Origin of the sequence: Phenylobacterium sp. (genome assembly GCF_016793285.1) — a bacterium.
Taxonomy (GTDB): domain Bacteria; phylum Pseudomonadota; class Alphaproteobacteria; order Caulobacterales; family Caulobacteraceae; genus Phenylobacterium.
This window is the reverse complement of record NZ_JAEUMO010000145.1, coordinates 21,344-34,394: the sequence shown is the minus strand read 5'-3', so window position 1 is coordinate 34,394 and position 13,051 is coordinate 21,344. Positions and strand designations below refer to the sequence as shown.

At 71.9% G+C, this 13,051-nt stretch carries 12 protein-coding genes and 1 pseudogene; 8 read left to right on the top strand and 5 right to left on the bottom strand.

Annotated features, from left to right (window positions below; all coding sequences use genetic code 11):
* The 7 genes and pseudogenes from JNL41_RS13670 to JNL41_RS13640 all read left to right on the top strand — a co-directional run.
* Positions 1-357 (top strand): annotated as a pseudogene (locus JNL41_RS13670) (hypothetical protein); the annotation flags it as partial.
* The gene (locus JNL41_RS13665; RefSeq protein WP_293475789.1) at positions 344-1,300 is read left to right on the top strand and encodes a MoxR family ATPase; all 957 of its coding nucleotides are present in this window, start codon (positions 344-346) and stop codon (positions 1,298-1,300) included. The pseudogene JNL41_RS13670 and the gene JNL41_RS13665, both read left to right, overlap by 14 nt.
* A 1-nt stretch (position 1,301) precedes the next feature.
* The gene (locus JNL41_RS13660; RefSeq protein WP_293475787.1) at positions 1,302-2,615 is read left to right on the top strand and encodes a DUF58 domain-containing protein; all 1,314 of its coding nucleotides are present in this window, start codon (positions 1,302-1,304) and stop codon (positions 2,613-2,615) included.
* A complete protein-coding gene (locus JNL41_RS13655; protein WP_293475785.1) occupies positions 2,615-3,610 on the top strand; it encodes a stage II sporulation protein M in 996 nt (331 codons plus the stop codon). The genes JNL41_RS13660 and JNL41_RS13655 overlap by 1 nt, the downstream gene beginning before the upstream one ends.
* A complete protein-coding gene (locus tag JNL41_RS13650; protein WP_293475783.1) occupies positions 3,607-4,512 on the top strand; it encodes an RDD family protein in 906 nt (301 codons plus the stop codon). Before JNL41_RS13655 ends, JNL41_RS13650 begins: the two co-directional genes overlap by 4 nt.
* 55 nt (positions 4,513-4,567) lie before the next feature.
* Positions 4,568-5,572, top strand: a complete 1,005-nt coding sequence (gene dgcA, locus JNL41_RS13645; protein WP_293475781.1) for an N-acetyl-D-Glu racemase DgcA — start codon at positions 4,568-4,570, stop codon at positions 5,570-5,572.
* Positions 5,569-6,351 (top strand): aminotransferase class IV, encoded by a 783-nt coding sequence (locus JNL41_RS13640; RefSeq protein WP_293475779.1) that lies wholly within the window; start codon positions 5,569-5,571, stop codon positions 6,349-6,351. Before dgcA ends, JNL41_RS13640 begins: the two co-directional genes overlap by 4 nt.
* Here JNL41_RS13640 and JNL41_RS13635 read toward each other — a convergent pair.
* The 3 genes from JNL41_RS13635 to JNL41_RS13625 all read right to left on the bottom strand — a co-directional run bounded on the left by JNL41_RS13635 (position 6,332) and on the right by JNL41_RS13625 (position 10,050).
* The gene (locus JNL41_RS13635; protein ID WP_293475777.1) at positions 6,332-7,663 is read right to left on the bottom strand and encodes an aspartate aminotransferase family protein; all 1,332 of its coding nucleotides are present in this window, start codon (positions 7,661-7,663) and stop codon (positions 6,332-6,334) included. The genes JNL41_RS13640 and JNL41_RS13635 overlap by 20 nt on opposite strands.
* Positions 7,664-7,710: 47 nt before the next feature.
* Entirely contained in the window at positions 7,711-8,952 is a 1,242-nt protein-coding gene (locus tag JNL41_RS13630; RefSeq protein ID WP_293475775.1) for an MFS transporter, read from the bottom strand.
* Positions 8,953-9,264: 312 nt separating this feature from the next.
* Positions 9,265-10,050 carry a PEPxxWA-CTERM sorting domain-containing protein gene (locus tag JNL41_RS13625; protein WP_293475774.1) on the bottom strand — a complete coding sequence of 262 codons (786 nt, stop codon included), beginning with the start codon at positions 10,048-10,050 and terminating at the stop codon, positions 9,265-9,267.
* A 177-nt stretch (positions 10,051-10,227) separates the two neighbouring features.
* On the opposite strand from JNL41_RS13625, the gene JNL41_RS13620 reads away from it, so the two are divergent.
* Entirely contained in the window at positions 10,228-11,469 is a 1,242-nt protein-coding gene (locus tag JNL41_RS13620; RefSeq protein ID WP_293475772.1) for an LLM class flavin-dependent oxidoreductase, read from the top strand.
* A 39-nt stretch (positions 11,470-11,508) separates the two neighbouring features.
* On the opposite strand, the gene JNL41_RS13615 is transcribed toward JNL41_RS13620, so the two are convergent.
* A complete protein-coding gene (locus tag JNL41_RS13615; RefSeq protein ID WP_293475770.1) occupies positions 11,509-12,018 on the bottom strand; it encodes a CoA pyrophosphatase in 510 nt (169 codons plus the stop codon).
* Complete coding sequence (locus JNL41_RS13610; protein ID WP_293475768.1) at positions 11,979-13,013, bottom strand: PEPxxWA-CTERM sorting domain-containing protein; 1,035 nt, start codon at positions 13,011-13,013, stop codon at positions 11,979-11,981. Before JNL41_RS13610 ends, JNL41_RS13615 begins: the two co-directional genes overlap by 40 nt.
* Between the last annotated feature and the right edge of the window lie 38 nt (positions 13,014-13,051).

Genomic DNA, 13,051 nt, shown 5'->3' with positions numbered 1-13,051 from the left:
GTGCTGATGGGCCTGCACGCGCTGGCGCGGTTCGGCCAGCCGCGGCGCAAGGGGCGAGCGATCGCGCTGGGCGCACGCGCGCTGGTGGACAATTCGGCCGAGCTGGTGCGCACGGCGCGCAAGGAACACGAGCTGGCGCCCGCCTACGCCGCGCTGATGCGTGCGCTGGTGGCGCGGGCGGCCGGCGGCCACGCCCACGAGGTGCGCTGGCTGGACGACCTGGCGGCGCGGCGCGGGGTGGCTCCGCCGTCCGAACTGGCCGCCGAGGCCGAAGGGACGAAGACGCGCGACGACCTCCTGTCGTTCGCGCGCAGGATCTACGAGTGGCGAGGGGAGATGACGCGTGAACGTCGCTGAGGTGAAAGCGCTGGCCGCCGGAGTCCGGAACGAGGTCGGCAAGGCCATCGTGGGGCAGGGCGACACCGTCGACTTGCTGCTGACGGCGCTGTTCGCCCGCGGCCACGTGCTGCTGGAGGGGCCGCCCGGCGTGGCGAAGACCTATCTGGCGCAGTGCTTCGCGCGCACCCTGGGGCTGGATTTCGGGCGCATCCAGTTCACGCCCGACCTGATGCCCGCCGACATCATCGGGTCCAACGTCTTCAACTTCCAGACCTCGACCTTCTCGCTGACCGAGGGGCCGCTGTTCTGCGAGCTGCTGCTGGCGGACGAGATCAACCGCACGCCGCCGAAGACGCAGGCCGCGCTGCTGGAGGCGATGCAGGAGCGCCGGGTCACCATCGACGGCAAGGCGCGCCAGCTCTCGGAGCACTTCATGGTGGTGGCGACACAGAACCCGCTGGAGCAGCAGGGCACCTATCCGCTGCCGGAGGCGCAGCTCGACCGGTTCCTGTTCAAGCAGACGCTGGGCTATCCGACCTACGAGGAGGAGCGGAAGATCGTCGCCGAATACGGCATGCAGAGCGGCCACGCCGACCCCGCCGCGCGCGGCGTGTCCCGGGTGGTGACCGCCGAGCTGCTGACCCAGGCGCATGCCGCCGTGGCGGGCGTGCGGCTGACCGACGACATCGTGGGCTATGTGCTGGACCTCGTGCGTTCGACGCGGGAGACGCCGGACCTGGCCAGCGGGGCCAGCCCGCGGGCGGCGGCGCAACTGGCGCTGGCGGCGCGGTCGCGCGCGGCGCTGGACGGGCGCGACTACGTCATCCCGGACGACGTGAAGGCCCTGGCGCTGCCGGCCCTGCGGCACCGGGTGATCCTGTCTCCGGCGGCGGAGATCGACGGGCGGCGGCCCGACCAGATCCTGCAGGCGCTGGTCGACGTGGCGGCTGCCCCGCGCTGACATGAGGGTCTACCCCACACGCCGGGCGATCGCGCTGATGGCCGTGGGCGCCGCGCCGGCGCTCGCGGTGGCCGTCGCCGCGCCCGGACTGTGGACCGCGGCGGCGGCGTGGATCGTGCTGGCGGTGGGGCTGATGCTGGCGGATCTCGCGCTGGCCGCGCCGCCGCGCAGCGTGACGATCGAGGCCGCGGCGCCGCGCGTCATGGGGATCGGCCGGCCCGAGACGGCGCGGATCTCGGCGCGGTTCGAGGGACGGGCGCCATTGCAGGTGGAGCTGGCGGTGGGCGTCAACGAGCGGCTCGCCGCCGAGCCCGGGCGGCTGATCGCGCGGACCGAGGGCGGGGCGGCCGAGGCGGCGGTGACGCTCTCGCCCCTGCGCCGCGGCGAGGGGCGGATCGAGGGCGTGTGGGCGCGCTGGCGCGGCCCCCTCGGGCTGGTCTGGCTGCAGCGCCAGGCGCCGGAGGCGCCGGTGCTGGCGGTGACGCCCGACGTGGCGGCGGTGAAGGAGGAGGCGCTGCGCCTCTTCGCCCGCGACGCGCCGCTGGGGGCGAAGCCGCTGCTGGACCGCGGCGAGGGCTCGGACTTCCACGCGCTGAAGGAATTCCAGACCGGCATGGACCTGGGCGACATCGACTGGAAGCAGTCGGCCCGCCACGGCAAGCTGATCGGCCGCGAGTACCGGACCGAGCGGAACCATCATGTCCTGCTGGCGATCGACACCGGGCGGCTGATGAGCGCGCCGGCGGCGGGGTTGCCGAAGCTGGACCGGGCGATCAACGCGGCGCTGCTGCTGGCGTTCGTGTCGCTCAGGCTGGGCGACCGGGTGGGCCTGTTCGCGTTCGACGCGCGGCCGCGGCTGGCCAGCGGGCTGGCGGCCGGGTCGCAGGCGTTCCCGCTGCTGCAGAAGCTGGCGGCGTCCATCGACTATTCCCCCGAGGAGACCAACTTCACCCTGGGGCTGACGGCGCTGTCGGGGCGTCTGGACCGGCGGGCGGTGGTCGTGGTCTTCACCGACTTCGCCGACGCGACCTCGGCCGAACTGATGATCGAGAACGTGGCGCGGCTGATGCGCACGCACCTGGTGCTGTTCGTCGTGTTCCGCGACGAGGAGCTGGAGAGCCTTGTCGACCGCGAGCCGCAGACCGCCGACGACGTCTCCCGCGCCGTGATCGCCGAGCGGATGCTACGACAGCGCGAGGCGGTGTCCGCGCGGCTCAAGCGGATGGGCGCGCAGATCGTCGATGCGCCGGCCGAGAGCCTCGGGACGGCGCTGCTCAACGGCTACCTCGACGTGAAGCGGCGGGGGCTCGTCTGATGGCCGAGCTGATGCTGAAGAGCGCCCGGTTCCGGGCCGAGCGCGAAGGCGACTGGCGCAAGCTGGACGCCCTGCTGACCAGGGCCGAGAAGGTGGGCGCCGCGGGCCTGAAGCGCGACGACCTGCTGGAGATCCCGCTGCTCTACCGCCAGGCGCTGTCGTCGCTCTCGGTGGCGCGCTCGATCTCGCTCGACCAGAGCCTGACGGACTATCTCGAGAGCCTCTGCACGCGCGGATATTTCTTCGTCTACGGCCAGCGCTCGCGCTGGGGCGAGCGGGTGGCGCGGTTCTTTGTGCGGGACTGGCCGGCGGCGGTGCAGGCCCTGTGGCGCGAGACGGCGGTGTCGTTCCTGCTGACCGTGGCCTCGGTCGTGACGGCCTACATCCTGGTGCGGCGCGACGCCGACTGGTTCTACAGTTTCGTCGATCCGGAACTCGCGAACGGCCGCGACCCGATGGCGACGACCGCGTCCCTCCGCGACACGCTCTACAGCCAGCCCGACGTGGTCCAGGGGCTGTCCGGGCTCTCGGCGTTCCTCTTCACCCACAATGCCCAGATCGCACTCTTCGCGTTTGCGCTGGGCTTCGCCCTCTGCCTGCCGACGGCGGCGCTGATGGTGCTGAACGGCGGGATGATGGGGGCCTTCATCGCGCTCTTTGCGATGCGGGGCCTGGCCTACGAGTCGACCGGCTGGCTCTTCGTCCACGGCTCGACGGAGGTGTTCGCGATCATCCTGGCGGGCGCCGCCGGCTTCTCGATCGGCTGGGCGGTGACCTTCCCTGGCGAGCGCAGCCGTGTCGACGCGGCGGCCGAGGCCGGCCGGCGGGCCGCGACAGTGATGGCGGGCGTGGTGGTGATGCTGTTCGTGGCCGGCCTGCTCGAGGGCTTTGCGCGCCAGCTCGTGACCGTGGACCTCGCCCGCTACGCCATCGGCGCGGCCCTGCTGACCGGCTGGCTCGGCTACTTCTACTGGCCGCGGAGGCGCGCGCCGTGAGCGTCCAGGATCTCGCGCGGCGCAGGGCGTCGGCGCCCAGGCGCGCGGCCGAGCCCGACAAGGGCTGGCGAGAGTTCGTCACCCCCGAGGGCGTCGACCTGCGGCTGAAGGTGGGCGCCTACACCGAGCGCTTCGTGGCGCTGCTGCTCGACTTCCTGATCCTGTTCGGGTCGATGGCGGTGTTCAGCCTGGTCGTCTTCGGCGTCTACGCCGCCACCAAGGCGGCGTGGCTGAACGAGGCGCTGGGCGTGCTCTGGCTGCTGGTCACCTTCGTTGGCCGCAACTTCTACTTCTTCCTCTTCGAGGCGCGCCCGGGCGGGGCGACGCCGGGCAAGCGGGCCATGGGCCTGCGCGTGATCGCCGCCGACGGCGGGCCGCTGACCTCGGACGCTGTCTTCGCTCGCAACGCCATGCGCGAGGTGGAGGTGTTCCTGCCGCTGGCCTTCCTGTTCTCGCAGGGCGAGGGCGTGGATGCGGCGCTGATCGGTCTGGGGGCGATCTGGAGCGGCGTGTTCGTGATCTTCCCGCTGTTCAACCGCGACCGGCGGCGCCTGGGCGACCTGGCCGCCGGCACCATGGTCGTGAAGGCGCCAAGGAAGCTGCTGCAGGTCGACCTCGCCGACACCGAGCGCAGCGCCAGCCGCGGCGTCGTCTTCGCCCCGGCCCAGCTCGACGCCTACGGCATCAAGGAACTGCACGTCCTGGAGGACGTGATCCGTGTCGGCGACCGCAAGGCGATGGCCGAGGTGGCGGCGCGCATCCGCACCAAGATCGGCTGGGACGGTCCCGCCGACATCGCCGACCGCACGTTCCTGAACGCCTACTACGCGGGCCTGCGCGGCCGGCTGGAGAGCCAGATGCTGTTCGGCCGCCGCCGGAAGGACAAGTTCGACAAGGGGTAGGCGCGCAACTCACAGACAGTCGACGCGGCGCGCGGTTTGCGGGACAACGGTCAAGGTGAGCCTCGATCTGAACATCCGGGCTGAACGCCTCGCGCTTTCGGCGCCCTTCCGCATCTCGCGCGGGGTGAAGACCCACGCCGAGGTGGTGACCGTCGAGCTGCGCGACGGCGACGGCGCCGTGGGCCGCGGCGAATGCGCGCCCTATCCCCGCTACGGCGAGACGACCTCGTCGGTGCAGGCCGAGTTGGCGCTGGCGGCGCAGGCGCTCGCGGACGGCCGGACCGCGGCCGACGTGATGGCCGCGATGTCGGCGGGGGCGGCGAGGAACGCGCTCGACTGCGCGCTCTGGGACCTGACGGCGCGGCGCGACGGGCGCTCGGTGGCGGACCGGCTGCAGCGGCCCCGGCCCGGCCGGATGGCGACGGCCGTCACGATCAGCCTCGATACGCCCGAAGCGATGCAAGCCGCCGCTGCGGCCGTCGCCGACGCGCCGCTGCTGAAGGTGAAGCTGGACGACGTGGGCCCGCGCGAGCGGCTGCTGGCGGTGGCGGACGCGGCGCCAGAGGCGCGGCTGATCGTCGATCCCAACGAGGGGTGGACCGTCGCCACCCTGGACCTGATGGCCGATGTGGTGGAGCGGCTGCATGTGATCCTGGTGGAACAGCCGTTGCCGGCCGACGACGACATGGCGCTGAAGGGCCTGAAGTACCCGGCGCCGATCTGCGCCGACGAATCCGCCCATGTGGCGGGCGACGTGGGCCGGTTGCTCGGGCGCTACCAGAGCGTCAACGTCAAGCTGGACAAGGCCGGCGGGCTGACCGCCGCGCTCGGGATGGTGCAGCAGGCGCGCGACCTGGGCCTGGGCGTGCTGGCCGGCTGCATGGTGTCGAGCTCGCTTTCGATCGCGCCCGCCATGTGGGTCGGCGCCCTGGCCGATGCGGTCGACCTGGACGGGCCCTGGTGGCTGGAGGAAGACCGCGCCGGAGGCTGCCGGATCGAGCGCGGCGTGCTCTATCCGCCGCAGCGCGGCTTCTGGGGCGAAGCGGGGGCGGCGGCGTGAAGCCGATCGCGCCCGACGACCGCGGCTTCGCGCTGGGCCACGGGCTCTTCGAGACGATCCTCTGGAACGACCACCATCCCGGCCACTGGGACACCCACCTCGACCGCCTGGCGCGCGGCTGCAAGGTGCTGGGCCTGCCGGCCCCGGACCGGGTGGCCTGCCGCAACGTGGTGGAGGAGGCGCTCGAACTCGCCGACCGTCCCCACCGCGCCGCCGTGCGGCTGAACTGGAGCGCCGGCGCCGGTGACAGCGGCCTAGACCCGCCCGCGCGGTTCGAGCCGGTGCTGAGCGCGAGCGCGGCGAAGCTGGGCCCGACGGCGGGCCCGGCGACGATGGTGACCGCGGTGACGCGGCGCAACGACCGCTCACCGGCCTCGCGGCTGAAGACGCTGAGCTGCCTCGACAACGTCATCGCCCGCGGCGAGGCGAAGAAGGCCGGCGCGGACGAGGCGCTGATGCTGAACAGCCGCGGCAAGATCGCCTGCGCGGCGGCCGCCAACGTCTTCTGGATCGTCGAGGGGGTGCTCTACACGCCCGCGCCCGAGGCCGGCGTGCTGGAAGGCATTATGCGCGCCGAGGTGCTCAGGGCCGCGCGGCGGTCGGGGGTGAAGGTGCGGATCGTGCGCGGCGCGCGGCCGGTCGTGCTGGAGGACGCGCCGGTGTTCCTGACCAACAGCCTGACCGGCGTGCGGCGCGTGGCGCGGCTGGACGGCCGGGCCGTGCCGGTTCACCCGCTGGTCGATCGGCTGGCCCGGATGGTCAATCCAGAGATGCGATGACGCGGCGCAGGGTGTCGGCGATCTGGCCGATCTGCGCTGGGTTGATGATCAGCGGCGGCGACAGCGCCACGAAGTCGCCCGCCATGCGCACGGTCAGGCCCTGCTCGAAGCACTTCACCATCGCCTCGTAGCCGCGCGCGCCGGGCGCGCCGGGGCGGGGCGCCAGGTCGATCGCGCCCATCAGGCCGAGGTTGCGGATGTCGGTGATGACGGGAATGTCGCGCAGGCCATGAAGCGCGTCCTCCCAGACCGGCGACATGGCCGCGGCGTGGGCGAATAGGCCTTCACGCTCATAGATGCCGAGTGTCGCAAGGCCCGCGGCCATCGCCACCGGGTGGCCCGAGTAGGTGTAGCCGTGGAAGAATTCCACCGCGCCCTCGGCCCCGCCCGCGATGACGGTGTCGTGGACACTGCGGCTGGCGAAGACGGCGCCGCAGGGGATCGAGGCGTTGGTGATGCCCTTGGCCGTGGTCATGATGTCCGGCGTCACCCCGAACCGCGTCGAGGCGAAGGCCGAGCCGGTGCGTCCGAAGCCGGTGATCACCTCGTCGAAGATCAGCAGGATGCCGTGCCTGTCGCAGATGGCGCGCAAGCGTTCGAGGTAGCCCTTGGGCGGCGGCAGCACGCCGCCCGCGCCGGCCACCGGCTCGACCATCACCGCCGCGATGGTCTCGGCGCCGTGCAGCGCCACCAGTTGTTCGAGCTCGTCGGCCCATTCCGCGCCGTGGTCGGGCAGACCGCGGGAGAAGGCGTTGCGGGCCGGATCGTGGGTGTGGCGCAGGTGGTCCGAGGCCAGCAGCGGGTAGACGCGGCGGTTGTTGACCAGGCCGCCGACGGAGATGCCGCCGAAGCCCACGCCATGGTAGCCGCGCTCGCGCCCGACCAGCCGGATCCGCTGCCCCTCGCCGCGGGCGCGGTGGTAGGCGATGGCCATCTTCAGCGCCGTGTCGGCGGCTTCCGAGCCCGAGTTGACGAAGAACACGCGGTCGAGGCCCGGCGGCGCGACCTTCGCCAGGCGGCTGGCGAAGTCGAAGGCCAGCGGGTGGCCGGCGTTGAACGAGGACGCATAGTCCAGGCTCATGAGCTGGTGGTTCACCGCCGCGGCGATCTCGGGCCGGCCGTGGCCGGCGTTGACGCACCAGAGGCCGGCCGTGCCGTCCAGGATCTCGCGGCCGTCGTCGCTGCGGTAGTACATGCCGCTGGCCGAGACGACCATGCGCGGCGCGGCCTTGAACTGGCGGTTCGCCGTGAAGGGCATCCAGAAGGCCGACATGTCGGTCCGGTTGGCGAGATCGTGACTGGCGTCGTCCATGGCGGGACCTCCGTGGCGCCCACGAAACCAGCTTCCCGCGGCGGCGGCTAGGCGGTTTCGAAGCCGTGGCGGTAGCGGCGCGTCGGCGCGATCGCGAGGCCCGCGAGAGCCGAGGCGGTCGCCGCGATCCCGCAGGCGAGGATCGTGGCCGCGGGGCCGAGGGCGGACAGGACCAGCGGGCCCGCGGCGGTCGCCAGCATCATCGAGCCGATGATCGTGACGAGGCGCAGGCGCAGCAGCGCGGCGTAGTCGTCGCCGGCGAGGCGCGTGGCGAGGAAGGTCGTGATCTGCAGGGTGGCGACGCTGTTGCCGACGCCGATCAGCAGGGCGGCCCCGGCCATGGCCGGCACGCGCCACTCGACCGGCGCCAGGAGGGCGGTGACGCCCAGCAGGGCCAGGCTGGCGCCGATCATGACGTAGCCCGCGAACAGGCGGCGTAGCGGCCGGGCCGGGTTGGTGAGCACGAGGAGCGGCGTCGACACGATCTCGGCGGTGGCGCCGACGCCGATCACGATCGCGAGGTCCGGGAGCCCGCCGCGCTGGGCGAACAGCAGCGGGACGGCCACCGTGTAGCCGAGCGCATAGGCGCCGCCGCGGACGCCGGTCGCGATCAGCACGCTCCAGACCCCCGGGCAGCCGTTGGCGGCGCGGATCCCGCGGCCGAGGCGGCGCAGGACCGGCTGGCGGCCCGGCGGGACGCGGCCGTCGTCCAGCCTGTTCCCCACCGCGAAGCAGGCGGCGGCGGAGGCGATGAAGGTGAGGGCGTTGGCGGTCAGGAGGTGAATGGCAGGCATCACCTTCAGCAGGGCGGCGGCGAGGAACGGCCCGGCGGCCTGGGCGATGCGGACGCTGGAATCGAAGAGGCCGTTCACCTCGCGCACCTTGCCCGGCGCCAGCTTCGGCAGGCCCGAGAGGAACACCGGCCGCGCCATCGCCTGGATCGCCGCCAGCGCGACACCTGCCGCGACCAGCAGCGGGAAGGTCAGCCCCGAACCGAGTCCGGCCACGACGACGCCCGCCGCGATCAGCGCACAGACGGCCTCGGTGGCCACCAGGAAAGTGCGGCGCGGCCAGGCTTCGACCGCCGGTCCGGCGAAGAGGCTGACCGCCACGATCGCCGCCGACTGCGCGGTCACCAGTAGCGCCGCGTTCGGCCCCGCCAGGGTCGCGGCGATCCAGATCGCGCCGACGCGGTACAGCTCGCTCCCCACCGCCGACAGCGTGATCCCGGCCCAGAACGCGCGCAGCGTCCGGTCCTTCAGGAGTTCGGCATAGGGATGGACGGCCATGGGCCGAGGATGAGGCCGCCGAGTCGGGCGGGCGGCCAAGTTGGTGAGTCCGGAGCGGTGGGCGCGGATCCGCCGCCCCGGACTGCGTCGTGCCCCGGAGGACCCGATGCGGCATCGTGCGCCGGCCTTTCGGCGCCGGATTGTAAATTCCCGCCATGACTGCAGCGAGAGGCGAGGCTACGGGCCGGCCGGTAGACTCGGATCGGCCGCTCCCTCGGAAGCGCGATGCACGGGCGCCGATCAGGCCGCAGGGTTGCAGGCGTCGCGAGTGACGCCTGCCCCTTCGGTGTGCGTCCTCGACGGAGCTTGTGACTAGCAGGCCGCCGTTCGCCGCGAGCGCCGGACCATCGCGCCGACGGCCCCGAAGCCCAGGATCATCAGGGTCCAGGCGCCCGGCTCAGGTACGCCGGCCGCCAGTGGCGCGCTTGCGCCGACCAGGCCGATGTCTGTGAGCCCGTTCGCGAAGCTGCCGCGGATGTATGACTGGCTGCTGGCGTTGGGCGTCAGCTTGTCGATCGACTGGCCGAAGCCCCAGAGCAGCGATGTTGCGCCAGCCGGACCCGAAGTGACCGTGGCCTTCACGAACCCGGCGTCGGTGAACCAGGTCGATCCGGCCACCAGCCCGAACTGTGCCAGCGTCGGGTTCCACGCCGCAGCCTCGCCGGCCGGCGATCCATATTGGCCGGATCCCAGCGAAACATAGGCGTCGCCGCCTCCGTTCACGTAGTCGATGAGGGCGGCGTGGTCGATGATCTGGCCGAAGTGGAAGACCGCGTCGTAGTTCTGCGCCGTGGCGAGGTTGAAGCTGGCCGAGTAGCTGACGGTCTTGCCGTGGAGTGCGAACTGCGCAGCGGCGGCCCCGAGCTGGCCGCTCAAGCCCGGGTTGCCGTTGAGGAAGAGGTAGTTGGAGCCCCCGAACGTCGCCGCCAGCGCCGCGACGAAGCCGTTGGTCCCGGCGGCGTAGTCACCCTCGAAGGCAAACGACGAGAGCTGCCACTCGTCGCCTGAGGCGACCAGGACACCGGCTGCGGAGGCAGGCGTGCTGGCCCCGAGGAACAGGCTGCCGGCAAGGGCTGCGGATAGGATGGTGACGCGCATCAGGAGCTCCCGGTGAAAGACGCCGGGCACCCCGGACGGCGCAAGGTTAGCGGCGGCGTGCCGGGACGCCCTCCCCCGAAAGGGGGTCTGCCCGACCTGCGGGCTTGCCGATGGCGGCCACTCTGCGTGAAGCTGAGGCGCAGCCCGCCGCTAGAGCCGGGCGACCAGGGAATTCCGATGCGCTTTGGAATCTTCTACGAGCACCAACTGCCGAAGCCGTGGAACGAGGGCGACGAGGCCAGGCTGTTCCACGACGCCCTGGAGCAGGTCGTGCTCGCCGACCGCCTCGGCTACGACTACGCCTGGGAGGTGGAGCACCATTTCCTGGAGGAGTATTCGCACTCCTCGGCGCCCGAGGTCTTCCTGGCCGCCTGCGCGGCGCTGACGAAGACCATCCGTGTCGGTCACGGCATCCGCCAGGTGATCCCGCACTACAACCACCCGGCCCGCACGGCCGAGGGGCTGGGGACGCTGGACATCGTCAGCCGCGGCCGCCTCGACTTCGGCATCGGCGAGGGGGCGACACGCCTGGAACTGGGCGGCTTCGCCATTCCGGCACGCGAGAAGCGGGCGCTGGCGCTGGAGGCGGCGGAGCAGATCGCCAACATGATGGTGATGGAGCCCTACCCCGGCTACGAGGGGAACGGCTTCTCGTTCCCCTGCCGCAACGTGCTGCCGAAGCCGATGCAGAAGCCGCATCCGCCGATGTGGATGGCCTGCACCAACCGCGACACGATCAAGATCGCCGCCCGGAACGGCATCGGGGCGCTGGCCTTCTCGTTCCTCGACCCGAAGGAGGCGGAGACCTGGTCCGAGATCTACTACGGCATCATCAGGAGCGAGGAGTGCGTGCCGATCGGGCATTCGGTGAACGCCCAACTCGCGATGGTCTCGAACTTCTCGGTGCATCGCGACCGGGACGAGGCGATCCGGCGCGGGCAGGAGGGCTTCGAGTTCTTCTCCTATGCGGTCAACGCGCTGGTGGCGCACGATGTCTTCCCCGGACGTTCGCAACTGTTCGAGGACTTCCAGAAGGCCCGGGCGGCCAGCGACGACGAGATCATCGCCGCACGCCGGGCCGCCGAGTTCAACGCCAACGGCATCGGCACGCCCGACGACATCCGCCAGCACATCCGCGGCTTCCAGGCGGCGGGTGTCGACCAGGTGATCTTCCTGCAGCAGGCCGGCCGCAACAAGCACGCTCACATCTGTGAGGCGCTGGAGCTGTTCGCCGCCGAGGTGATGCCGGAGTTCAAGGCCGAGGTGGCCGAGCGCGAGGCCGCCAAGGCCAGGGCGCTCGCCCCCTACATCGAAGCCGCCATGGCCCGTAAGCGCTGGATGAAGCCCCTGGCCGACGACGAGATACCCGTGGTGCCGGCCTCGCGCCCGAAAGCGCAGATCAACGAGACGGTGCGCTGACAACCTCGTGCCCCGCGCGCCGCGGGGGGCGAGGCGTTCCTACCTGGCTGTCCAGATGGGCTGGCCGATCTGGTCCGTGCGGGCGGCGCGGCCGTGGAGGCAGACTTCGCGGAACTGCCAGAGGAAGGCGGCGGTGGGCGGGTTCACCCAGCCGCCGCGGGCGAACATGCGCAGGATCGGCGGGCCGCCGTTCGGATGCTTCTCGCGGCGTGGGGCGCGGGGGTGGTCGAGGTCGCTGAGCGGGACCTGCCAGACGAGGTGGACTTCGTCGGGATTGGCGACCGGATGCACGGGCTCGGCGCTCCAGAGCACGACCGGCGTGACGACGTGGCCGCCCAGGGTGGCGAAGTCGTCCAGCAAGCCCAGCGCCGCCTCGCGCGGCAGGTCGACGCCGACCTCCTCCTGAGTCTCGCGGCAGGCCGCGGCGACGGCGTCCTCTCCGGGATCGAGCCCGCCGCCGGGCAGAGCATAGTTGCCGGCGTTGCGACGCAGGTGCATCGCGCGGCGCGTCAGCAGGAAGGCCGGCCCGGCTTCGGTGGGCGCGACCACGATGGCGACGGCCGCAAGGCGCTTCCCCTCGGCGGGCAGCGCGATGCGGTCGAAGCGGGCGAGGTGGCCCAGGATACGGCTGCGAAGGTCTTGCACGCCCGCAGCATAGGCCGACTCCCGCCTCGGGCGACGCCCGACCTGCGCCGCCGGAGCGCCGCGCCCGCCAGCCCGAATCCGGCGATCGCCAGCGACCAGGTCCCGGGCTCGGGCACGCCGCCGCCGATCGGGCCCACGTCGACGCTTCCGCTCAGGAAGGCCCCGCCCGAAGGGTTGCGGAAGTCGACGTAGTGCAGCGAGCCGAAGCGGCCCCAGATCTCCACGGCGCCGACGTTGCCGACGCCGCTCGGCGCGCAGGCGAAGTCGAAGACCCGCATCGAGCCCAGCTCGGGCGCGCTGCGCAGGTAGATGAAGTCGGCCTCGTCCTTCTGGGTCCCGGGATCGCCGCAGTCGCCGACCGCCTGGTTTGTGACGACGGTGAAGGCGTCGCTCATCACCTGGTTGAACTCGGGCGTGGCCGACGTCGTCGTGAGGCGGAAGTTGAGCGTGACCGGATAGTTGTCGGCCGGGTTCTGACCGCCGCCGACCCACTGGCCGTTGTTGAAGACGAGCGTGCCCAGCAGGAATTCCTGGCCGGTGACGACGTTGTCGAAGCTTGCGGCCGGGTTGAACTCCACGCGACCCTGAATGGCGCCCGGGACGTTGGTGTAGCCCATGGTGACGGCGTTGCCCGACAGGGGCAGCGTCCCGCCGACATAGACGTATCCGGGGAAGGCCGCCGAAGTGACGCCGTTGACGGTCGGGATCTGCCCGTTGACGGCGCCGGTCAACTGCCAGTTGGCCGGATCGTTGAGGAAGGCCGTCTCGGTCGAGGCGAACGGCCCCTCGAAGCTGGTGAACTCGAAGCTGATCGTACCCGAGCCGCTGGCGGCGCGGGCGACAGGGGCGATCGTCAGGGCGACGGCGGCCGTGACGAGCAGGCGGGAAAGCGGGGACATTGGGGGAAACCTCCGGAACTTGAACCGGAGATCATGCT